Here is a 22,027-nt window from a genome sequence, read left to right on the forward strand (position 1 = left end):
CGCTGCTCCTCCGGCTGCGGCCGGTCGTGAACCCAGCCCATCCACAGGCCACAGGCGATGGCGCCGGTGACCACTGTAGTGAAAACGAACCAGCCGAGCCTCCGGTTCACAGACTTTGAAGGGGGAAACCTCATCTGCGATCCCAGCGCCGCCCGACGACATGGCGCTCCCCCTCGGGGCGCCCGAGCATGCGCTCAACGGAAGCCGGCGCTCAGCGCCCGGTCATGTAGAACGTGCCGAGGCACATCTCGTCGGTCGTGCCCTCTCCCCAGACGACATCCCCGGGGACCCGCGGCTGTCCGTCGATGATCGGCTGCTTCTCGGGCGTGTTGTCCCAGTGGCACTCGATCGACAGCTTGTCGCCCGGCTCGAGCACCTTGGGCTCGGCGAGCTTGTAGTTTCCCTGCCAGTGGAAGTCCCAGCGCGGGATGTCGAGCACACACTCCGAGCCGCCGCCGACGCGCTCGATCTCGAGGCGCGCGCGCGTGCCGAGCGTGTGCATGTGGAGGCCCACCCAGTGGATCTCGATCGGCTCGCTGCCCGCGAGCGCCCGGGAGGGATCGGCCCCCCAGCGGTGGACGACGTCGCTCTCCAGGGCAGGGATCAGCATGGAGTCGCCGCTGAGCCAGGCCGGGTTCGCCCACGGCTGCATCGTGCCCTCCCGCTCGACCGAGCTCTCCAGCATCACGTCGATCGCTGTGCGATCCGGCAGCTTGCCCGCCGTCAGCGTGTTGTAGTGGACCTGCATGATCAGCCTGGAGCCAGGCTCGATCCGGGTGCCCGCGCCCGGCGGGAAGATCATGCTCCCGCCGCCGGGCACCCAGCCGCCGAGCCAGCGCGGCTTGAGACCAGGGCCGCCGTAGCAGGGATAACCCGGGCCCGGGTCGGCCGCGTCGAGGGCGTCGAGCTCGGCGAGCTGGTCCGGCGCCGCGATGAAGGCGATCACGTGGTGGACGACGCGCTGCTCGCCGGGCCTGATCCCGAAGCCGGTGACGTACCGCACGGCCTCCTCCGGCCAGTCGATCACGAAGCAGCGGTACTCGTCGGGCCCCGTCTGCGGGGTGTACTCGACCGGCATCTCGAGCGTGCGGTCCACACGAGCGAGCGCGCCGCTCGCCGGCGGGTCGATCGGCGGGCCCTCGTCCGCCGGATCGCCCAGGGCCGCGCCGCCGTCGACCCACGCGGCGATGGTCTGGATCTGCTGCTCGGACAGGGAGCGGTCGCCCACGTACTCGGCGCAGGTGTTGTCGGCCGGCCAGGGGGGCATCGTGCGCTCGACGACGGCCCGCTTGATGGGCGCGGCCCAGGACACCGCGGTCTCGTGGCCCTCGAGCGAGAACGGCGCGACGCCGCCGTCGCTGTGGCACCCCGCGCACCGCGCGTCGAAGATGGGTTTGACGTCCCGGTAGTACGAGACGGCGGCCTGGACGCCGCCGCCCGCCGCGGCCCCGGCGTCATCGCCGCCGCAGGCGGAGAGGACGGCCAGCGCCGCCGCAAGCCATGCCCATGAGCCCGTGGTCCCCGCGCACCTCGTCATAGAACACCTGCCTCGTGTCAGCGGCGCTCGTGGACCCCGCCGCTCGCGGGCTCGCGCCGGAGAAAGAACGCGATGACCTCGGCGAGCTCGTCGCGCGCGGCCACGAGGAGCACCGTGGCGCCCCCCGCGACGACGGACGAGCCGCGCGGCGCCTCGACGCGGCCATCCGGGCGGTAGACGCCGGCGAAGACGCACGACGAAGGGAAGCTGGCGCTGCCCGCGATGGTGCTCACCGTGCGGCCCGCGATCACCGAGTCGACCGGGACGTCGAGCTCGAACGCGACCGACTCGCCGGCGCCGAGCACCATCGCGTGGCGGACGCCCGGGTGCTCGATGGCGGTGGCCATCGCGCCGATGAAGACGTCGATCTCGGAGAGGATCTGGTCCACGCCCGCGCGGACGTACACGCCCCGGTAGGCGGGGTCCCGCATGCGCACCATGACGCGCTTGGCCCCTCCGGCCTGCGCGAGGAGCGCCACGGCGAGGTTGTCGGCGTCGCGGCGGAGCATCGCCACCACCACGTCGGCGCGCGCCACCTCGGCCTCCTGGAGGAGCCCGGCGTCGGTCGCGTCGCCCACGAGCGAGACGAGGCCGTGCCGCTCGAAGGCGCTGTTGGCGATCGACTCGTCGCGATCGACGGTCGTCACGTCGTGGCCCATCTTCGCGAGGTGGACCGCGACGCTGAGCCCTGCGCGCCCGGCGCCCGCGATGAGAACGCGCATGTCAGCTCTCTCCTTCGTGCTCGTGAGGGTTCGCGCCGGGCGCCGCGTGTCCGCCGGGGAGCTCCACCATGGCCCTGTCGATCTGGTTCACGTGGGCGTGCGCGGTGTCGGCGGCGATGAGGCCGCGCCTCGCCGCGTCGAGCACCGCCGCCTTCTGCGCCGAGAGGAGGGCGAGATCGGTGAGGTGGTCGCGGACCGCCTCGCCCTGCGGCGTCTGGAGCGCCACCTCCGCCCGGATGACCTGCCGCTGGAACGCGGCGCGGCGCTCGGCGTGCTCCTTGCGGGACACGAGGCCCGCCGCGAGCAGATCGTCGAGCTCGGACTGGCCGCGCCGCGCCGCGATGAGCGTGGCCTTCGCGGCGTCGAGCGCGGCGTCCGCGGTCGGGATCGCGACCCGCAGGAACTTGAGCAGCCGAGCGAACGGCAGCGCCTGCGCGACCAGCGTGACGAAGGTGACGCCGAAGACGATCGTGATCAGGCGGTCGCGGTACGGCAGGCCGCTCGGGAGGCTGAGGACCGCGGCCATCGACAGCGCGCCCTTGATGTTGCCGACCAGCATCACGTGCTGCCACCGGAAGGGCACGACCTCGCCCGTGAGCGCCCGGAGCACGCCGAAGCAGCCGTAGACGGCCACCGCCCTGCCCGCGTGCAGGGCGATCAGCGCGAGGCCGATGGACGCCGCCTCGCGCACGAGCATCTCCGCCTGGATCTGCATGCCGACGAGCTCGAAGAGCAGCACGTTGAGGCAGAAGCCGCTCGTCTCCCAGAAGCCCTGGAGCGCGAGCACGCGCGAGGGCTCGAGGATGCGGCGCGCGGCCTTGCCGACGATCACCCCGAGGACCACGACGGCGATGACCGGCGAGGCGTGGAGCCGCTCGGCGAGCAGGGCCGTGGCGAAGACGAGCACGATGGACGCGAGGATCGCGGTCAGGTGATCCGGCGTGCGGCGGAGGAGGGACGCGCCGACGGCGCCGAGCGCGCCCCCGACGGCCGCGCCGCCGGCCATGGCCAGGGCGAGCGCGCGGAAGCTCTCGGCGCCGTCGAAGGAGCCGCTCGCGAGGACCTGCGACGCGAGCACCACGAGCACGAGCGCGGTGCCGTCGTTGAAGAGGCTCTCGCCTTCCATGATGGCCGCAAGCCGGTGCGGCACGCGGACGCTGCGGAAGGCGAGCAGCACGCTCACGGTGTCGGTGATCGAGAGCAGCGCGCCGAGGAGGAGCGCCGCCGCAAACGGGAGCGCGAGCAGCTGCGTCGCCACCGCGGCGGTGCCGAGCAGCGAGATGAGCACGCCCGGAACGGCGAGCGCGAGGATCGGCCGGCTCGCGCCCCTCAGGCTGTCCGCGTCGGCGAACAGGGCGCCCTCGAACACGAGCACCGGGAGGAACGCGATGAGGATGACCTCCGGGTCCATCGGCGCCTTCGGGAGCACGTCGACGACGACGAGCAGCAGCCCCACGAGCACGAGCGCGACGTTGTAGGGAATCGCGACGCGCTTCGCCCCGATCGCGACCGCCGAGCCGACGGCCAGGACGAGGAGCAGGCTCTCGAGCCGCTCCCTCATGAGGCACCTCGCGGCCGCGGCGCGAGCACGAGGGAGGGCGCCCGCGGCGGGCGCGTCGCGATGTGCACGGGGTCCGCGGGAGAGCTCACCGTAGATCCTGCGCTACCTGATCGCCTCCAGAATCGCAAGACGCGAGAGGCATCGCCGGGCGGCCGAGCGAGAGGCGCGCACGCGAGGCCGCGCGCGCCTCTCGCTCGGCCGCCCGGGAAGAGGTGGGATATCGATAGATCACATGACACGACATCGACGACATCATCGCTTCGTCGTCGTGGAGCGATCCCCGACAACCCCCCTCATCTCGTTGGCATCTTGGGCGGGAATTCGAGCAGAGAGGGGGAATTTGAACAGGGAGACGGGGAGACGGGGAGACGGGGAGACGGGGAGATGGGTAGGATTTTACTCCCCGCCTCCCCGTCTCCCTGTGAATTTTCCCGAAGAAATTCGAGAAGTGCTTCAGGAGCGGCCCCCGACACCGGCGCTCGGCGCTCTCGATGCTGTTCTGTCAGCCTGCCGGCAGCTGGACGCAGAATCGGCTCCCCCGCCCCTCGTTGTCCCTCACGTCGATCCTGCCGCCGTGCGCCTCGACGACCAGCCGGCAGAACGTCAGCCCGAGGCCACGGCCGATCGAAGAGATCGCGCCCCCGTCGGCGAGCCGCGCGTACTTGTCGAAGATGCGGTCGCGCAGGTGGGCCGGGATCCCCAGGCCCTCATCGCACACGTTGAGCTCGACCCAGCCCGGGTCGAGCCACCGCGCCTCGAGGCGCACCGCGCCGCGGGGCGGGCTATGACGGAGCGCATTGTCGACGAGGTTCAGCAGGACGCGCCGCACGAGCTCCTCATCGGCGCGGAGAAGACAGCTCGGCATGGCGGGGCAGAGCTCGATTCGCTGCCCGCGCGACGCGGCGAGCGGCTCCAGGATCTCGGCCACACCTTCGAACAGCGACGCCGGGTCGAGCTCGGCGAGCCGCAGCACGAACATCCCGTGCTGGCGGCTCGCGACGTCGAGCAGGTTCAGCGCTGTGCGCTGGATGACCTCGGCCGAGGTGAGGACGGCATTCCATCGGCGCCGCTCCGGCTCCGGGAGATCCTGCTTTTTCAGGCGCGCCTGCGCGGCGAGGATGATACCGGCGGCGGGGCTCCTGAGATCGTGCGCGAGGAACTCGCTCAGCGCCTCGTTCTGCCGGTGGAGCTCCTCCAGGGCCTTTTGCCTCTCCGCGAGGTCGCGGTTCGCCGCCTCGACCTCGCGCGCCCGCGCCTTGCCCTTCTCCAGGCCGTCGTGGAGCGCGACGTTCTCCAGGGCCACAGCGGCGCTGCCGGCGAGCGCCTGGAGCAGCGACACCTCGCTCTGCGGGATCTCTCGTAGGGAGCTCCAGTAGGTCCCGATCGCCCCGAGCGGAGCGCGCGCGCGGATCGGCACCATGGCCATGCTCCGCACGTAGGTCGGCCGATAGGCGTCGATCGGGACGCGGGGATCGCGCGTGATGTCGCCGATGACCGCCGGCCTCCGATTCAGCATCACCCAACCGCTGACGCACGCCGACATCGGAAACCGCTTCCCCTGCCAGAGCGGGGCGATCGAGTCTTCCTGCGCGTAGTAACAGAGGTCGCCGTCGCGGAGCACGAAGGAAGCGCCGTCGGCGCCCGTGAGGTCGCGGGCGGCCCGATCGACAATCTGCATGATCGCCTTGAGATCGCGGGCCAGCGAGAGGTCCTGCACGACGCTGATGAGGCGCTCGCAAGGATGGAGTTGTCGGAAACTCGGGTCCGAGTCAGCGAATCTCTCGTGGCCCTCGGGTTCCATTCGGCAGGGTCTCTAACGCGCGCTGGCGCGCACGACAAGGAGAGCGCGACGCGTTAAACGACGTCCCCCAGCGCACGTCACCGCCAGTGTCCGCGCGCCCGCCTCGCGGTCGGCGGCCGTACAGCGGCGGCCGCTCCCCCTCTCCACGCGGCGAGCTCCAGGCCGACCTCTCGGCGGATGCACGCGCCCCCCCCGAGCGCCACGCCCGCTCGCGTCCTCGCACAGGCAGCAGAACCCTCCTTCCGCCAGAACCGCTGTCGGCCATCGCTTCATGCCGAGCGCGGAGGGGCGATGTGGTGGGGCAGCGGGCGCTCGCCATCCGGCCGGGGTCGCGCGGGCCTCGATCCGCCGCAGCGCGTCTAGCGATGAGGCTGGCGTCTCGGCGCCCTCAAATGATATCACCACGTTACGGTTCGCCATGGTGCCAGGCTCGATGACCCCAGCGCCGAGAATCCGAGCAGCATCCCACCTCTTCGCACCCGGTGTCGGGACGGCGCTCACAGCGCGTTTGTTCACCCACCGTGACGGGCCTGGGGCTGGCGCGCCGAGGGTCGTCGCTTCTGGCCTCTTGCAAGGATTCAATGGACGACAGGCTCGCTTCGCTCTCGTGTAAGACACTGCTCGACGGCACACCCACACCGCTGGCGTTGCTCTCCAGCGCGGGGGAGGTGGTGGCCTGCAACGCCGCCTGGGAGCGCTGCGTTGGCCCGTCCGGGCGGCTCCTCGAGCGCGTTCACGAGGACGATCGGGCCGAGCTGTCAGCCCGGATCACCGGCGCGCGCGCCGCCGCGGGCAGCGTCTCCGCCGCGGCGCGCGTCGTGGGCGCCCGCGGGGAGAGCGTCCCGCTGCACTGGACGCTGTGGCGAGCCGACGACACGGCGCTCTGGGCTGCCGTGAAGCCCGATCGCGGGGTGTGGGAGGACCAGGCGCGCATCCTCGTCGACGTGTTCCAGACGATGGATGCGATCGTCTGGTGGTGCGATCGGGCAGGCACGCTCCGTGTCTCCGACGGCAACGGGCTCGAGAGCATGGGGCTCAAACGACATCAGCTCGTCGGAATGAACATGTTCGATCTCTACGGCGCGGACGCGGACATCATGGGCCTGTGCAAGCGCGTCCTCGAGGGGGAGCCGGTCCGCACGGACACCGTGGCCGGGGGCGTGCACTGGATCGTGCACTACGCGCCCCGCCGGGACGATGACGGCGAGATCGTGGGCGTCCAGACGTTCGGCATCAACCTGGCCGACGATGTCAGGCTCGCCGTGAAGGGGGAGCTGCTCCGCGCTTGCATCGACAGCATGCCCATCGCCATCCTGGCGTTCGACAGGGCCGGCCTCTGCGTGATCGCGCAGGGCGGGGCGCTCGCGCAGATCGGTTGTACGGAGCGAGGCGAGCTGGGCAAGCACATGCGCGAGCTGTGCGGCGACACCGAGGACGTGCGCGCGGCCTTCGAGCACGCCCTCTCCGGGGAGATCGCGCAGGTCGAGCAGGTCCGGCGAGACAGGATCTGGCGGACGAGGTTCGTTCCCCAGAAGGACGTCCTCGGGGAGACCACCGGCGTCGGCGCCATCTGCGAGGACATCACGCAGCAGCTCCGCGTCGAGCAGCAGCTCCGGGAGCAGCTGCGGTTGACGCAGGATCAGCAGGAGTCGATCGCGCGGCTGTCGAGCCCCATCATCGAGGTCTGGCAGGACGTGCTCATCGTCCCCTTGATCGGCTCGGTCGACGCGGATCGCGCGGCGATGGTGATGGAGTCGCTGCTCGCGAGCGTGGTGGAGAAGCAATCCGCCTTCGCCATCCTCGACCTCACCGGGCTCGATTCGGTCGACACGACGACGGCGCAGCACCTCATCAAGATCATCAATGGATTGACGCTGCTCGGCTGCAAGGGCGTGGTCACCGGCATCCGCCCGCCGGTCGCGCAGACGATGGTCGGCCTCGGCTTCGATCTCTCGCAGGTCAAGACGCTGCGCAGCCTGAAGGAAGCGCTGCGCTGGTGCATGGGCGCGCGCCGCCGCTGAGGCGCCGCGCCGGCCGCGCCGCCTGGAGCGCGGCCGAGGCGCCGCGCCGGCCGCGCCGCGTGGAGGGCGGTGCGGCGCGGCGCTGGCTCGACTCCGCCGACTCGGCGACGACTCAGTGGCTCGTCGGATCCGCGGGATCCGTGCCCGCGTCGCACTCATCGCCGTCGAGGAACCCGTCGCCGTCGCGGTCGATGCCGATGCGCGCGCCCGAGCCCGGCGGCACGCAGGTGTACGTCACCGGGTGCCCGGTGAGCGCGGCGAGCGAGCGCAGGACGAGATCGCTCAAGGGCGGGGCCGCGGCCCGCGCCGCGGTGAACTGGCCACCTCCGATATAGAGGAGGCCCGTCTCCTCGAGGAGGAACGGGAGCTTCGCCACGAGGTCGCACTCCCCGACCTCGGCGCGCTGGCGGAGCAGGTCGATGCGCGGCCAGGCCGCCGTGGCGTTGTGCGAGCCGAGCGTGACCTGCTGCCCGACGATGGGGGCGAGGTTCGTGTCGAACGCGAGCATGAACTCCACGGCCTGCTCGCGGAGGAGCTCGCCGGGCGCGCCGGGCGGGAAGCCGTTCGGCGAGAACACGCTCTGCTCGAACCCGATCGCCTGGTGGAAGCGGAAGAGCGTGTCCATCACGCCGTCGTGCATGAACCCGAAGCCGCGGATCTGGTCACCCTTGAAGTCGTTGTCTCCCAGGTGGAAGAGGCTCGGGACGGGGGCCATGCCGAACATGCCGATCTTCTGGTACATGTTGCGCAGGTGGGGGATCTTGAAGCTCTGGCCGTTCTCCTGGCCGATGCTCGCGCCGTCCGTCCCGAAGAAGCCAGGGAAATCGCTGTTACCGGCGTTCCCGTCAAGGTCCAGGGTATGGCAGGAATTGCACGAGAAGGTCCCGGCGCCGCCTTCGCGGAAGAAGTGATCGCGCCCGGCCTGTTGATCGGTGTTCAGCGAGTTGTCCAGGTTCCGGATCGGGTTCGGCGGATACGAGAGCTGGAGGATGAAGTCCGTGAACGCCTCCATGTCCTCGTCGGGGATGGGCGCGTGCCGGCCGAGCAGGTTGGTGAAGCCGCCCTGGAATTTCTCGAACGCCGCCCGCTCGTCAAAGGCCCCGCTGTCCGGCTGCGCGGTGGACGCGTCGTTGCCGCCCGTGCGGTCGCCGCGCCAGTGCATCGGGCCGTGGTTGGCCATGCCGCGCAGGCTCTGCGTCGTCATCGGCCCTTTCATGGGCTTCAGCGAGGTATCGGCGGGGAACGGCGGGTTGATGTTCGTGAACGGCCCAGGGTTCGTCACGGTGTCCCCGTCGGGGTTGCCGAGGTCCCATGCCAGGCTATCGACGTCGCCGAAGACGTGGCAGCTCGCGCACGACGAGTCGCCGTGAGCCGACGAGAAGCTCGCGTCATGGAGGAACTTCCGCCCGCGGACCACGCTCTCCGGCTCGGGGTTGTGCAGGGCGATGTGCGCCGTCTCGGCGTTCGTGGTCGTGTTGACGACCGAGATGGAGTTGTCGAAGCGCGTGAGCACGTACAGGCGGCCCCGCGGCTGGTCGAGCGCTAGCCCGCTCGGCCCGCCGCCGGTGACCTGGATCTGGCTCGCGAGGCTCGGCGTGAAGGTGTCATTCTCGATCTGGGCCGTCTGGAAGACCCCGACCTTGCTCGACCCGAACGCGGCGACGTAGAGCTTCGAGCCGTCGCTCGTCACCGCCATGTCGACCGGCGTGGCCAGGCTCTTCGCGTTCTCGGCGTTGGGCACCGGAGCGCAGCACGTCGAGTAATCGATGTGTTTGTTCAGGTGCCGCGGCAGGACCGAGCCGCCGCTGCCGAGCACGGAGATCCGGCTCTCGTGCAGGTGTCCCCGGACGCTCGTGCCGGCGAAGGTGCCCGGGCCCTCGAAGCGATCGAGGTTGAACGCCTCGGTGTTGGAGACGTAGACCTTCCCGTTCGCCGGGTTGACGACCATGTTGTAGAGGACGGTCCCGACGCCGGTGAAGAAGCCGGCGCTGCCGGGCCGCTGGACAGGGGGATTGGCCGTGGCGTCGATGACGAAGACGTCCTTGTCGGGCAGCGAGAACATGACCGAGTCGTCCCAGGGGTTGCCCCCGGCGTCGACCCAGTGGGTCCCGTCGTGCTGGACGATGAGCGACGTCGTCAGCTGCGGCTCCCCGAGGTAATTCGTGAACGGCGGCAGCATCCCGCCCTCGTCCTCCACGATCGCGCGGTGCACGGCGGTCGTGCGGTTGCCGGTGTGGAAGCCGGCGGCGTACACCGAGGTCCCGTCCGGGCTGACCGCGAGCGCCCTCGGCGTGTCGGTGAAGAAGGAGAGGATCGTGAGGGGCGTGCCTCCGAGCGATGATTGGCTCGCGACGGCGCTCGCGTTGAACACCCACACGTCGGCGCGGCCGACCCCGGGCGTCGTCAGCTGCGGATCGAACGGCGCGTTCTGGCCGCGGTGAGCGGCGGTGATGAACGCGCGCGACCGCCCGGGACCGCCGAAGACGATGTCCCGCGGCTCGTCCCCGACGAGGAGCGTGCGCACGACCCGCGGCCGCAAGGGGAACGAGACGTCGACGACGCTGACGCTATCGGAGAGGTGATTGACGACCCATACCTCGCCGTCGTTGCGCGCGGCGACGGCGACGGGCTCCAGGCCGACGGTCACGGATGAAATGTGTGTCAGACCACCCGACGAGACGTAGAAGATCTCCAGACGGTTGTCCGGTGTATTGGCCGCGAAGAGCAGGTTTCGGCTTGGTGAGAGCGCGAGCGGTCGGACCTGACCGCTCTCGAAGAGGGTGTACGACGGAGCCGCCTCCGCGCTTGCTCCGACAGCGAGGCAAACGAGCGTGGCGGCGGTGAAGAGCAGGCGATTCTGGGAGCGCAGTGCACGATGTGGGCGCATACCGACCTCCTTGCCAGGGGGCTTTGGCAATAGGACTCCTCAGTGTAGAAGTGCACGGTTATCCTTGAGGAATCAAGAACTTCCTGATGCCGTTGGTGTGCTCCCTGTTGGGCAGCCAACAAGGGTGATGTCGTGATGCGGCCGTGTCGCTTTTGTCACGTATCTCGCCGAGATTTCGCCGCGATCTCGTCGTGTGTCTCGCCGCGTGTATGCGCGAATTGCCTACACGGTGGCCGCGTCAACGACTGTGGTGTGCGCCAGCGGAGGCGCTGGCGCGCCGCGAGAGCCGCTCGCTGCCAGGGCCGATAGAGACCGATAGGGAGAAGGAGAGCGGCGCCGCGCACGCCGCGCGCGTGGCGAGGAGGACGTCTCGCGTGGATCGAAGGGCCGTTGGATTCTTGTTGCTGGCAGGCGTCCCGGTGTTCATCGCCGCCGCGCGGAGCGCCTGGACCGCCGGCGTGGCTCGAGACTAGGATCGTTCCCCGTACACATCGAGCCTCGGGAGATCGCCATGTGCCGGAACATCAGGACGCTGTTCAACTTCGAGCCGCCTGCGACGGAGGAGGAGATCCGGGCGGCGTCGCTGCAGTTCGTGCGGAAGCTGAGCGGCTTCAACCGGCCGTCGCAGGCCAACGAAGCGGCGTTCGCGCAGGCCGTGGAGGACGTCGCGGCCGCGGCGCGCGTGCTGATGGCGTCGCTGTCCACGACCGCCGCGCCGCGGGACCGCGAGATCGAGGCGACCAAGGCGCGCGAGCGCTCGCGGCTGCGCTTCAGCCGCGGCTGAGGCGAGGGGCCGCCGCGCCGAGCTCGGGTGGCCCTCCGGCTATCGTGTCGTGCCGCGCGCCTTGCGCGCCGTGCTGCCGCGCCCCTTGGCCTCGCGGCGAGGGCCCGGCGCGGACGGCTCTCCTTGCCGTGATGGCGCCGCCTGCAGTGACTGCGGTGATTGCCCCGCCCTCGCCTCCCGGGCGCGCCGCTCCGGCAAGCACACAACGCGCGCGGCGATGGCCATGCCCTCGAGGAAGGCCTCGCGCGTCGCGGCGCCGTGCTTCAGGCCGCGCGCCGAGGAGACCAGGGTGTCCGCGAGCTGGCGCCCGGTGACCCCCGCGGGCTCGTAGGCGGCCGCGAGCCCGGAGGCGCGCAAGGCCTCGGCCACGGCCTCGACGAACCGCGCCTCGTGCTCGGCGACGAGGGGGCCGACGAGCTCGTTCGCGGCGGTCGAGAGATCCGCCGCGTCGGCCCCGAGCGCGCCGACGAACCGGCCGATCCACGCGTCGAACGCGGCCACGAGCCGCTCCTCCAGGGGGCGCTCCGCGTCGGCGAGCGCGGCCGCGGCCGCGGCGAGCGCGGTGTCGAGGAAGTGCCCCACGGACGCGCGGAAGAGCTCCTCCTTCGTGGCGAAGTGGAGGTAGAGGCCCTGCCGCGAGACGCCCGCCGCGCGCGCGACCTCGTCCATCGACGTCTTCCGGAAGCCGAAGCGCAGGAACACCACGAACGCCGCGTCCATCAGCTTGCGGCGGCGCAGATCCTCGGCGGGTCTGTCGGTGGAGCTCGGGCCGCCCTCGTTCACGATGGTCAATATTGACAATAATAGACCAAATTGTCAACAGGAACCTTGACGGTGCGCAGGTGGGCTGTCAGGTACGTCGGGTGCGCCAGCCCGCCTCCCCGGCCGATCCCGCGCTCTCTCCCTTCCGGGCCCGCCGGGGGGTGAAGATCGGCGTGGTCGCCGCGGCCGCCGCGCTCCTCGTCGTCGCGCAGCGCATGGGGCTGTTCGAGATCTTCGGCGAGCCCGCGCGCATCAAGCAGGCGCTCCTCTCGCTCGGGCCGTGGGGGTATGTCGCGTTCGTCCTGGCCTACGCCGCGCTCCAGCCGTTCGGCGTGCCGGGCACGGTGTTCATCCTGGCGGCGCCGCTCATCTGGCCCTGGCCGGTGGCGTTCGCGCTCTCGATGGCGGGCACCATGGCGGCGAGCGTCGTGGGCTTCTCGTTCGCGCGCTTCGTCGCCCGCGACTGGGTCGCCGCGCGTGTGCCGGCGCGCTTCCGCGCCTACGACGAGGCCCTGAAGCGGCGTGCGTTCCTGACGGTGTTCGTGCTCCGCCTTGTCCTCTGGATGCCGCCCATGCTCCACGTCTTCTTCGGCGTCTCCGGGGTGCGCTTCTGGACGCATTTCTGGGGCTCGCTGGCCGGGTACGCCCTGCCGCTCCTGGCGACTGCCTATTTCGGTCAACGGGTCTTCGACGCCCTGCGCGACGCGCCCCCGTCGGCGTGGGCCGGAATGGGGGCCGTCGCGGTGGCCGTCATGGTCCTTTTATGGCTCGCCAGGCGCGGCTCCAGGCGCGGCGTCGTCCCCTCCTGATCGATGCCTCCTTTGTCGGCATCTTAGAGAAAAAAAAATTGAACAGGGAGGCGGGGAGGCGGGGAGACGGGGAGATTCATGGGATTTTTACTCCCCGTCTCCCCGCCTCCCTGTGAATCTTCCCGAAAAGTTCGACGGGATGCTTCAGCGTCCCCTCATGAAGATGCTGGCGCCTGCGATGGGCGGAACGTGCGCGCCGCTTGCTCGCCGACAGCACCGCAGGATAGCGTCGGGGAATGGCGCGAATCCACCTGATCATCGGGCCCGTGGGCGCAGGGAAATCGACGTTCGCACAGCGGCTCTGCCGGGACCACGCCGCCCTCCGGTTGAACCTGGATGAATGGATGGCGCGGCTGTTCCGCCCCGATCGGCCCGAGACGGGGATCATGGAATGGTATCATGAACGCACCGCGCGCTGCATCGAGCAGATCTGGAGCCTGACGAGGGGCTCGATCGACGTGGGCACGAACGTCGTGCTGGAGATCGGCCTGATCCGCCGGCGCGACCGCGAGCGGCTGTACAAGCGGGTGGACACCGCGGGGTACGAGCTCACCGTCTACGTGCTCGACGCGCCCCGCGAGCTGCGCCGCGAGCGGGTCGAGCAGCGCAACCGCGAGAAGGGCGAGACGTTCTCCATGGTGGTTCCACCGGACATGTTCGAGCTGGCGAGCGACATGTGGGAGCCGCCCGAGGAGCCCGAGCGCATGGGGCGCGACATGCGGTTCATCGACACCACGGGCGGCTGATCCGAGCACGGGAGTCCCGGCCGCCGCCGAGCCGCTCCGCCCCGTGTCCGGCCTGGACGGCGACAGCGCCGCGCGGAGCTGCCGGGTCGGGATCGATGACCCGGAATCGACGTAATTTCCTCGCGTCACCGCGCCGCGGGGCCGCTGCCCAGGCCCTCGCGCGTTGAAAGCCCGCCGCCGGAGGCTATGCACGAGGCATGCGTGAGCGTCGCCCCAGCCAGACGGCATCCATCGTCGCCCTCATCCGGGCGCTCGCGGACCAGGGCCTGACCGATGTCCCGGGCTTCGAGGATCCGGTCGTCCACCGGCTGCTGTCGCGCCGGTGGAGCGCCGCGCTGGCGCTGTTCGCGCGCCGGCTCCGGCGCCTGGACCCCACGAAGCGCGCGCGCGCCCTCGCCCGGCTCTCCGCGGTCCCGCTGCGCGTGATGGCCATCGACATCGAGCTCGAGCGCGCGGTGGCGCTCGGGTGCCGCCAGGTCGCGAGCCTGGGGGCGGGGCTCGACACGCGCGCTTTCCGGATGAAGGCGCTCTCGGCGACCCGGTTCTTCGAGATCGATCACCCGGCGACGCAGGCCTTCAAGCGGCGCAAGGCGGCGGGGCTGCCGCCGCTCGTGGAGCAGCTGACCTACGTGCCCGTCAACTTCGAGCGCGACGCGCTCGCCGCGTGCCTCTCGGCGGCCGGCCATCGATCCGACGAGCCGACCGCGTGGGTCTGGGAGGGGGTGGTGATGTACCTGTCGGACGAGGCGCTGCGGTCGACGCTGCGGGCGCTCGCCGACGCCTCGGCGCCAGGCAGCGTCCTCCTCGTGTACTACATGGAACCCCCCGAACCGCGCCGGGCGCAGCGCATCGTCCGCCTGCTCACGTGGCTCTGGAGCGAGCCGCTCATCGGCCTGCGCCGGCGCGAGGTGATGCTCGCGGAGGTCGAGCGGGCCGGGTTCCGGGCGCTGCGCGACACGGGCGCAGCGGACTGGGCACGGCAGCTCGGAGCCCCGTTCGCGCCGTCCAACCCGGCCACGAACACCCGGCTCCTCGTCGCCGAGCGGCCCGGCCCGGGCGCTGCCCCGCCGCCCGCTCGCCCGCCGGCCTGACCCGGCGGGCGCCGCGCCTCAGCTCCACGTCGCGGAGCGCCGCGGGTGGCGGGTCTCGATGGCCTCGGCGTGCCCCCGCAGCCCGCGCGCGGCAGGGAGGTTGCCGTGCTCCTCGAAGACGTCGGCAAGGGAGAGCCCGAGCACGACGATCTGCTGGGGCTTCTCCAGCGCGCCGACGGTCGGGGCCACGGAGCCGAGCAGCTCGAACGCCCGCCGCCACGCCATCGCCGCGGCGTCCGGCATGTCGGCGTTGAGCGCCGCGTGGCCGGAGCAGCGGTGCATGTCCGCCGCGAACTCGTGGCTCCCGCGGCGGTCCGCGAGCTCGCCCGCGCGCGCGTACGCCTCCGACGCGTCCAGGAAGCGGCGCTGCTTGCTGTGCAGGCTGCCGAGCGAGGCGTAGGCCTCGGGCACGATCGCGAACAGGCCGCGCCGCTCCGCCTCCTTCAGCGCGGCGACGAACACCCGATGCCCCTCCTCGACAACGCCCGCCGCGATCAGCGAGCGCGCGCGCTGCATGGCGATGTGGACGGCCTCCTCGCCCAGCCCCCGGCTCGCCAGCATCTCCTCGGCTCGTTGCTGGAGCTGCGCGGCCTCGGCGTGCCGCCCCGCGTGAAAACACGTGTCCGCCTCGTGCAGGAGGCGCCGCGCGGGGAGGAGCTCCGGGGCGCGGAGGGGCGACTCGGCGGCGATGCGCAGCTCCAGATCGGCGGGCAGGCGCCGCCCGCGCGCCGAGAGATCGGTGATCACGCGCTCGAGATCGGCGATGGCCGCGCCGTCGGCCTCCGGCCACACGACGCGGGACGCGCCCTCGCCGAGGCGCGCGAGCAGATCGCCGACGCTCGAGTGGACAGGGTCGACGAGGACCCAGCGCACGAGCGCGAGGTCGGGGCAATGCGCGAGCCAGAAGAGGTCGCGGGCATAGGCGCGCGGGTCGTCGATGTGCTGCGGCGCCAGCACGACGACCGCGGTCCCGTCCGGGGCGCTGGCGGCGACGTGCGCCGCGAGGGCGCTGGCGAAGGCGTCGAGCGGCTCGCGCAGCGGGCCGTCCTCGGGCGTCGCGAGCGCCGCCGGGGCGCCGAGCTCGCGCGACAGCGAGCGCTCTCGGGCCGCCCAGCCGCGGCTGGGCCCGTAGACCGGATCTGCGAGGACCCAGACGGGACGGGGCGCCGGGCCTGCTTCACCGAGCGCTCGCAGCAGCGCCAGCGTGTGGCCGTGGACGTGTGCCGGCACGATCACGTGCAGCAGGCGGGCTCGCTCGCCCGTGAAGATGGCGCTGAGCGCGCTGGCGAAGTCGTGGGTCATGTCGCGGTTCCGGGCGGATTCTTGCTCCGATCGCCGCGGAGGCCAAGCGGAGGCGCCCACGTTGCGGTGCGGGGCCTCCCCTGCCCCTGCGCCGAGAGCGCCCGCCTCCTCCTGGGCGGGCGGCCATTGCGCGTTGCAGGACGCCACGGTCGAGGCGATGTGTCTCAGGGGCGCTATCCCCGGATCCGAGGGTGTGGTGACGAGGAGCACGCGCGGGCGCTCGGCGCGGTTTGGCCCGGGCATTGCTGACATGGTCGAGCGCGGAGGAGAGGATACCGTGAAAACAGGGATTCGATCGCTGCTCCTGGGCAGCATGGTCATCGGTTGCGTCGGTGTGATCGGTTGCGGAGGCAGCAAGCCTCAGCCGGAGGGACCGGCCGAGAGGGCGGGCGAGGCCGCGGACGACGCCGCGCGCGACGTCAAGGACGAGGCGAAGGACGCCGCGGAGTCGACGGGCGACGCGGCCGAGAAGGCGGGTGACAAGATCGAAGAGAAGACCGACTAGCGGCCCCGAGCGATCTCGGGCCGTTTGCGTGGCGAGGGGCGAGCCCGTGCGCTCGCCCCTCGCTGCGCGTCGAACGTGAGCAAGGCTGGCCGGAGCGTCTCGCGCGCGAGATCGCCCCGGCCGGCGATGAAACCCGAACAACCCCGGCCGCGCCGAGGCGCGGCGCACCATGGAGGCAGGAAGATGAAGGCGACGTCATTGCTCGAGAAGCAGCATCGCAAGGTGGAGTCCCTCTTCAAGCAGCTCGAGAGCGGCAGGTCGGATCCGGCGCTCGTGCTCGCCGAGCTCGCCAACGAGCTCGCCGCGCACATGGCGATCGAGCAGGAGACGTTCTATCCCGCGGTGCAGCAGATCAAGGAGGACGTGATCCTCGAGAGCTACGAGGAGCACGCCATCGCCGAGCTCGCGCTGAAGCGGCTGCTCTCGACCTCCCCGGAGGATCTCTCGTTCAAGGCGCGCGTGACGACGCTGAAGGAGCTCATCCAGCACCACGTCGAGGAGGAGGAAAAGGAGCTCTTCCCGGCGGTCGAGAAGGCCGTGGACGAGAAGCGCCTCAGCGAGCTCGGCAGGTCGATGAAGGCGGAGTTCGAGCAGCGGCTGGCCGAGGGCTACGAGACGCTCCTGCCGGCGGGCTACAAGAAGACGTCCGCGGACCAGGCGAGCCACGCGATCCACGAGAGCCACGCGAACGGCGTGGCCCGGGCCTGACGAGGCCCGCTCGAGGAGAGAGGTCGAGCGGCGGTCCGGCGGTGAGACATGAAAGACGCGATCGGCTGGGTCAGCTCTGGCATCCTCGTGCTGACCATCGGCAATCAGGTCTACAAGCAGTGGAGGAGCAAGACGAGCCAGGGCATCTCGAGGTGGCTCTTCGTCGGCCAGCTGGCCGCGTCGATCGGGTTCGTCATCTACAGCTGGATGCTCGAGAGCTGGGTCTTCGTGGCGACGAACTCGCTCATGGTCGCGAACGCGCTCGCCGGCGCGACGATCGTCTATCTCCAGCGGAGGCGCCGCGCGCCTCGGTCGGCGGAAGACGAGGCCAGGCCCCGGCGAGCGTTCAAGTTTTCACGGGCCGCCGGCCCGCGGGGGCGACATCTGAAGGTCGGTCGCAGCTCGCTGGCATGCGGTGTCCTGTCTCGCACGAGTGGAATTCGAAGCAAACGAACACACATTCGTGCGACAAGCGCGCTTCTCTCCGCACAGACACGCGTGAAGCCCGCCAATCGAGCCTGAACCGCTCAAGCATGCAAAAGTGAAGCAGGATCGGTCGATGTTGAGCATGCGTCGAATGCCCCATAGACTCGACGGATGCTTAACCCTCGGACTCCTTCATGCGCCGTCGCGCTCGCCGCGACGTTCATCGGTGCTGTGCTGTCGGGCTGCGTCGGTGAGGTGGGCGATGGGTCGCTCGATGGCGAAGGCGGCGGGCCGTCGAGCGGCGCCGGCGTCGTGATCCACCCGGGAGACTCCGGCAGCGGACCGAGCACCAGCAGCGGCGGCTCGACCGCGGCGGGCACCGGCGGCTCGTCCAGCGCGGCGACCGGGGGCGCCGGCGGCTCGTCGGCCCAGGGAACCGGCGGCTCGGCCACGGCAGGCGCAGGCGGCTCGTCGGCCGAGGGCGCCGGCGGCGCCAGCAGCTCGGCTGCGCAGGGCGCAGGCGGCGCTGGTGGCTCGGCCACGGCGGGCGCCGGCGGCTCGTCGGCCGAGGGCGCCGGCGGCTCCTCCGCGCAGGGCGCTGGGGGCTCGGCCACGGCCTCGACGACGGCCGGCACCGGAGGCTCGAGCGGCGAGGGCTCCGGGAGCGGCGCCGGCGGCTCGGGCGGCGCCACGGGCGCGGCGCAGCTGTGCGTCGATACGATCAACGAGCACCGCGCCACGCTCGGCTTGCCGCCCCTCGCGCGCTGGGTCGAGGCGGAGTCGTGCTCCGATGGAGAGGCCGAGTCCGATGGGAACACCGGCGAGTTTCACGGCGCGTTCGGCGCTTGCGACGAGAACGCCCAGAACGAGTGCCCCGGGTGGGGAGGCCCGCCGGACTCGATGATCGTCCCGTGTTTGCAGCTCATGTGGGACGAGGGGCCGGGCGAGGATTTCGAGAAGCACGGCCACTACATCAACATGAGCAGCACCCGCTACACGAAGGTGGCTTGCGGGTTCCACACCTTCCCGGACGGCAGCGTCTGGGCGGTGCAGAACTTCCGGTGACGGGCGCGGAGACGCTCACGGGCCGCCTGATCCATCGGAAGCCGCGCTCGCGCGGGCCTCGGCGGATTCACCTTCTCCCAGGGCCGCGGCGCCCTCCTCGAGCTTGCCGGTGAGCCGCACGCGCGTCGCGCGGTGCACCCACACGTCGAACGCCTCGATCATGCGCCGCTCGATGGCTGGGCCCTCGAGCAGCCCGAGCGCGCGCGCGACGGCCTCCAGCGTCGACAGGGCGCCCTCGTGCGGCGCGCGGCGCAGGCCATAGCGGCTCGGCGCGCCCTCGGGCAGCGTGACCGGCTCGGCGCCGCGCGCGTCGGCGTCCCGGTGGACCACACGGCGCGCCTGGTTCCAGTTGCCGTCAGGAACGAGCAGCACCACCGGCTCGCCGCCCGCGTCGTCGGGCGTGAGGGCGCGCGCCTCGGGCGACGGGAAGAGCACGAGCCGGCGGCCCTCCGGCAGCGGCGGGCGCGGCCGCGGCTCGATCTCGCCGCGCACGCGCACCTCCGCGCCCTCGAGCAGGCGCGCGACGAGCCGGCCCGTGTTCGTGCTCCTCGTGCGCTCGATCCGGTGGGTGAGCAGCACGACGCGCGTGCGCACGGGGAGCCGGGGCAGCGCGCCGCAGAGGCACATCGCCTGCGGCAAGCCGCAGCCGCGGCAGCGCGGTGTCCCGCGCGCGCGGATGGGGGGCAGATCGGGCGGCTGCAGCGGGAGAAACGTCATCGCGTCCGGGCCGGGCGTTCTCCCACGCGCAGGCCGTCCCGGTCAAACGGCCCCACTGGACAGAGGAATTTCAGGGGAAATAGCCCCAAGGAACCTGCGCCGGTCCGAGGGGAGCCGTCGACCTGGAAGGGAGCCGGAAGACGCGCAGCACCTCCGAGACGAACGCCCGTGGATCCTGCGTGATGTAGAAGTGATCGCCAGCCATCTCGCGCAGCTCGACCCGCCCTTCCAGCCAGTACTTCCACGCCTCCACTTCGTCCTGACGGGCCTCATCGTCGGCGGATCCGTGGAGCAAGAGGGTCGGCGTCCGGAGACGCTTGGTACAGCGGTCCAGCGCAAGGCGGTAGCTCTCCGAGGCGAGGAAATCGCCGCGCAGCATCGGCAGGAATACCTCTCTGAGCTGCGCGTCGGTGCGGAATTCCGCTGGACACCCTCCCAGGCGGATCAGCTCCTCGACAAACCCTTCGTCATCGAGCGGGCTGAGCATGCGACGTGGGATCAGATGGGGAGCGTGGCAAGCGGACAGGACGATGCCGGCTGGCGCCCGGCCCCACTGCTCGAGCAAGCGGCACGCTTCGAACGCGATCTGCGCCCCCACGCTGTGGCCAATCAGCAGCCACTGGCCGCTGGGCGGCTCCGCGCACAGCTCGTGCGCCAGCTCAGACGCGGAGTGCTGAACGCTCTGCATCCCGGACTCGTGTAGACGATGGTCACGCCCCGGGTAGGTCACGAGGGACACCGAGACGTCCCCATGTGACATTGCCTTCCAGCTGCGGAAGGCGCTGTGGCTCCCACCACCGAAGGGACAGACGATCAGGCGCGGGCTGGACGGGGCGGGAGCGCTCAAGAGGCAGCGCAAACTTCGGGTAGAGCTGTTCATGGGTTCTCGGGTCGGTGTTGATGTCTCGAGGAACGATCGGCATCTGAACCGAGGCAAAGCCCTCGACTACCTGGGCATGGCTGGCGAGGCGCCACAGACCTGATTCGCCAAGGCCCGCTTGTTGACCTTGCCCACGCTCGTCTGCGGAAAGCTCTCCAGGACCATCAAACGATCGGGCAGCTTGAACGCAGCCACCCCCAGACGGCCGAGATAGGCGTTCACCTCGGCGAGCGTGGGCGCCGCACCGCGCGCGATGATGCAGGCACAGGTGCGCTCCCCCATGGTGGCGTCCGGGACGCCGACGATGGCGACGTCACGGATCGCCGGGTGAGCCATGAGGTAGTTCTCGAGCTCCTCGACCGGGACCTTCTCCCCTCCCCGGTTGATCACGTCCTTGCTCCGGCCTTCCACCACCAGGTGCCCGCCGGGGAGCCGCCGCACCAGATCTCCGCTCCGATAGAAGCCGTCGGCGGTGAACGCCCGGCGATTGTACTCCTCCGCGCGATAATACCCGCGGATTGTGTAGGGACCACGGACCTGCAGCTCACCGACCTCGCCGTCCGCCACCTCGACATCCGAGGCGTCGACGATCCTCACCTCGTCGTCCTCGGCCATCGGCCGGCCTTGCGTGTCGATCACGGCGGACTCGGGGTCGTCGAGCCGCGTGAAGTTGAGCAGCCCTTCCGCCATGCCGTAGACCTGCTGCAGCCCGCAGCCGAGGACGGGTCGGACGCGCGCCGCCGTCTCGGCCTTGAGGCGAGCGCCTCCCGCCTGGATCCACCGCAAGCTGCTCAGATCGGCCTGCACCCACTCCGCCGCCTCGAGCCACAGCAGGACGAGCGGCGGGATGAGGGCGGTCACGGTGATCTTCTCCTGCTCGATCAGCCGAAACGCGGCCTCGGGGCTCGGGTCCTTGCAGAACACCACGGTGCCGCCGGCGTAGAGGGCGCCGAGGGCGCCTGGACACCCCAGGGCGAAGTTGTGCGCGATGGGGAGGCTCACCAGGTACCGGGTGCTCGCGTCCATGCCTGTCACATCGGCGCTGAGGCGGATGTTGCAAACATAGTCGTCGTGGGTGCGCGGGATCAGCTTGGGAGCGCCGGTCGTGCCGCCCGACAGCAAGAGCAGGGCGACGTCGCGCGCGTCCGGCCCGGCCATGATCTCCGGCGGCGCGTCCACCTCGGCGAGCGGCACGAACTCCTCTGCGTCGCCCACCACGAGGACATGCCGGAGGCTCGCCACCCGCTTGCCTACCGAACGGGCGAGCGACCGGTAATCGAAGCCGACATGCATGTCGGCGATCACATAGGCGACCGACTGGGAGAGCTCTGCCAGATGCACGATCTCCGTCTCTCGATGTGCCGGCAGCGCCAGCACCGGGATGGCCCCGATCCGGAACAGCGCGAAGCACAGGGGCAGAAACTCGGCGATGTTGGGCAGCTGGACCAGGACGCGCTGCTCCTGCGCAATGCCGAGCCGGCGCAGCCCGGCGGCCATGCGATCCGCGCGCTCGTCGAGCTCCTGGTACGTCCAGCGACGCGCTCCGTCGACGACGGCCACGCGCGCCGGCGTCGCTCGGGCCCGCGTGCGCAGCATCTCTCCCAGGCGCTCGCCTCGCCAGTACCCCGCTTCGCGATAACGATCCACGAATTCAGCGGGCCAATCGACACATCCACTCAACATGGAAGCTCCCTCGCTTTCAC

The 22,027-nt window shown here is 70.9% G+C and carries 19 protein-coding genes; 9 read left to right on the forward strand and 10 right to left on the reverse strand.

Annotated features, from left to right (window positions below):
• Positions 1 to 211: 211 nt before the first annotated feature.
• From WME82_RS39975 to WME82_RS39990, 4 genes are all read right to left on the reverse strand, one after another.
• Positions 212 to 1,537: a monooxygenase gene (locus WME82_RS39975; protein ID WP_438039593.1), complete on the reverse strand. Its 1,326-nt coding sequence runs from the start codon at positions 1,535 to 1,537 to the stop codon at positions 212 to 214.
• Between the two features lie 17 nt (positions 1,538 to 1,554).
• A complete protein-coding gene (locus WME82_RS39980; protein WP_438039594.1) occupies positions 1,555 to 2,259 on the reverse strand; it encodes a potassium channel family protein in 705 nt (234 codons plus the stop codon).
• A 1-nt stretch (position 2,260) separates the two neighbouring features.
• Entirely contained in the window at positions 2,261 to 3,820 is a 1,560-nt protein-coding gene (locus tag WME82_RS39985) for a cation:proton antiporter (RefSeq protein ID WP_438039595.1), read from the reverse strand.
• Positions 3,821 to 4,322: 502 nt separating this feature from the next.
• Positions 4,323 to 5,537: an ATP-binding protein gene (locus WME82_RS39990; protein WP_438039596.1), complete on the reverse strand. Its 1,215-nt coding sequence runs from the start codon at positions 5,535 to 5,537 to the stop codon at positions 4,323 to 4,325.
• A gap of 665 nt (positions 5,538 to 6,202) precedes the next feature.
• On the opposite strand from WME82_RS39990, the gene WME82_RS39995 reads away from it, so the two are divergent.
• On the forward strand, positions 6,203 to 7,642 hold the full coding sequence (locus tag WME82_RS39995) for a PAS domain-containing protein (RefSeq protein WP_438039597.1): 1,440 nt from the start codon (positions 6,203 to 6,205) through the stop codon (positions 7,640 to 7,642).
• 112 nt (positions 7,643 to 7,754) lie between these two features.
• Here WME82_RS39995 and WME82_RS40000 read toward each other — a convergent pair whose 3' ends face one another.
• On the reverse strand, positions 7,755 to 10,529 hold the full coding sequence (locus WME82_RS40000; protein ID WP_438039598.1) for a hypothetical protein: 2,775 nt from the start codon (positions 10,527 to 10,529) through the stop codon (positions 7,755 to 7,757).
• Between the two features lie 511 nt (positions 10,530 to 11,040).
• On the opposite strand from WME82_RS40000, the gene WME82_RS40005 reads away from it, so the two are divergent.
• Entirely contained in the window at positions 11,041 to 11,313 is a 273-nt protein-coding gene (locus tag WME82_RS40005) for a DUF2277 domain-containing protein (RefSeq protein ID WP_012240078.1), read from the forward strand.
• Between the two features lie 39 nt (positions 11,314 to 11,352).
• Here the strand turns inward: WME82_RS40005 and WME82_RS40010 are convergent, their stop codons facing one another.
• Positions 11,353 to 12,096, reverse strand: a complete 744-nt coding sequence (locus WME82_RS40010; protein WP_438039599.1) for a TetR/AcrR family transcriptional regulator — start codon at positions 12,094 to 12,096, stop codon at positions 11,353 to 11,355.
• An 80-nt stretch (positions 12,097 to 12,176) separates the two neighbouring features.
• Here WME82_RS40010 and WME82_RS40015 point away from each other — a divergent pair, with 80 nt between their 5' ends.
• The 3 genes from WME82_RS40015 (at position 12,177) to WME82_RS40025 (ending at position 14,721) form a co-directional block, all read left to right on the forward strand.
• On the forward strand, positions 12,177 to 12,884 hold the full coding sequence (locus WME82_RS40015; RefSeq protein ID WP_438039600.1) for a TVP38/TMEM64 family protein: 708 nt from the start codon (positions 12,177 to 12,179) through the stop codon (positions 12,882 to 12,884).
• Positions 12,885 to 13,120: 236 nt separating this feature from the next.
• Entirely contained in the window at positions 13,121 to 13,630 is a 510-nt protein-coding gene (locus tag WME82_RS40020; protein ID WP_438039601.1) for an AAA family ATPase, read from the forward strand.
• 197 nt (positions 13,631 to 13,827) lie between these two features.
• Positions 13,828 to 14,721: a class I SAM-dependent methyltransferase gene (locus WME82_RS40025; RefSeq protein ID WP_438039602.1), complete on the forward strand. Its 894-nt coding sequence runs from the start codon at positions 13,828 to 13,830 to the stop codon at positions 14,719 to 14,721.
• An 18-nt stretch (positions 14,722 to 14,739) separates the two neighbouring features.
• Here the strand turns inward: WME82_RS40025 and WME82_RS40030 are convergent, their stop codons facing one another.
• The gene (locus tag WME82_RS40030; protein ID WP_438039603.1) at positions 14,740 to 16,023 is read right to left on the reverse strand and encodes a hypothetical protein; all 1,284 of its coding nucleotides are present in this window, start codon (positions 16,021 to 16,023) and stop codon (positions 14,740 to 14,742) included.
• 277 nt (positions 16,024 to 16,300) lie between these two features.
• On the opposite strand from WME82_RS40030, the gene WME82_RS40035 reads away from it, so the two are divergent.
• From WME82_RS40035 to WME82_RS40050, 4 genes are all read left to right on the forward strand, one after another.
• Positions 16,301 to 16,528: a hypothetical protein gene (locus WME82_RS40035; protein WP_438039604.1), complete on the forward strand. Its 228-nt coding sequence runs from the start codon at positions 16,301 to 16,303 to the stop codon at positions 16,526 to 16,528.
• 183 nt (positions 16,529 to 16,711) lie between these two features.
• Complete coding sequence (locus tag WME82_RS40040; protein ID WP_437741803.1) at positions 16,712 to 17,236, forward strand: hemerythrin domain-containing protein; 525 nt, start codon at positions 16,712 to 16,714, stop codon at positions 17,234 to 17,236.
• Between the two features lie 48 nt (positions 17,237 to 17,284).
• Positions 17,285 to 17,758: a hypothetical protein gene (locus WME82_RS40045; protein WP_438039605.1), complete on the forward strand. Its 474-nt coding sequence runs from the start codon at positions 17,285 to 17,287 to the stop codon at positions 17,756 to 17,758.
• Between the two features lie 75 nt (positions 17,759 to 17,833).
• Entirely contained in the window at positions 17,834 to 18,727 is an 894-nt protein-coding gene (locus WME82_RS40050) for a CAP domain-containing protein (RefSeq protein ID WP_437741805.1), read from the forward strand.
• 15 nt (positions 18,728 to 18,742) lie between these two features.
• Here WME82_RS40050 and WME82_RS40055 read toward each other — a convergent pair whose 3' ends face one another.
• The 3 genes from WME82_RS40055 to WME82_RS40065 all read right to left on the reverse strand — a co-directional run bounded on the left by WME82_RS40055 (position 18,743) and on the right by WME82_RS40065 (position 22,007).
• A complete protein-coding gene (locus tag WME82_RS40055) occupies positions 18,743 to 19,444 on the reverse strand; it encodes a tRNA-uridine aminocarboxypropyltransferase (protein ID WP_438039606.1) in 702 nt (233 codons plus the stop codon).
• A 70-nt stretch (positions 19,445 to 19,514) separates the two neighbouring features.
• Positions 19,515 to 20,324 (reverse strand): thioesterase II family protein, encoded by an 810-nt coding sequence (locus tag WME82_RS40060; protein WP_438039607.1) that lies wholly within the window; start codon positions 20,322 to 20,324, stop codon positions 19,515 to 19,517.
• A gap of 66 nt (positions 20,325 to 20,390) precedes the next feature.
• Positions 20,391 to 22,007 (reverse strand): (2,3-dihydroxybenzoyl)adenylate synthase, encoded by a 1,617-nt coding sequence (locus WME82_RS40065; protein ID WP_438039608.1) that lies wholly within the window; start codon positions 22,005 to 22,007, stop codon positions 20,391 to 20,393.
• Positions 22,008 to 22,027 lie beyond the last annotated feature (20 nt).

It is taken from the genome of Sorangium sp. So ce128 (genome assembly GCF_051525245.1).
Lineage (GTDB): Bacteria > Myxococcota_A > Polyangia > Polyangiales > Polyangiaceae > Sorangium > Sorangium cellulosum_B.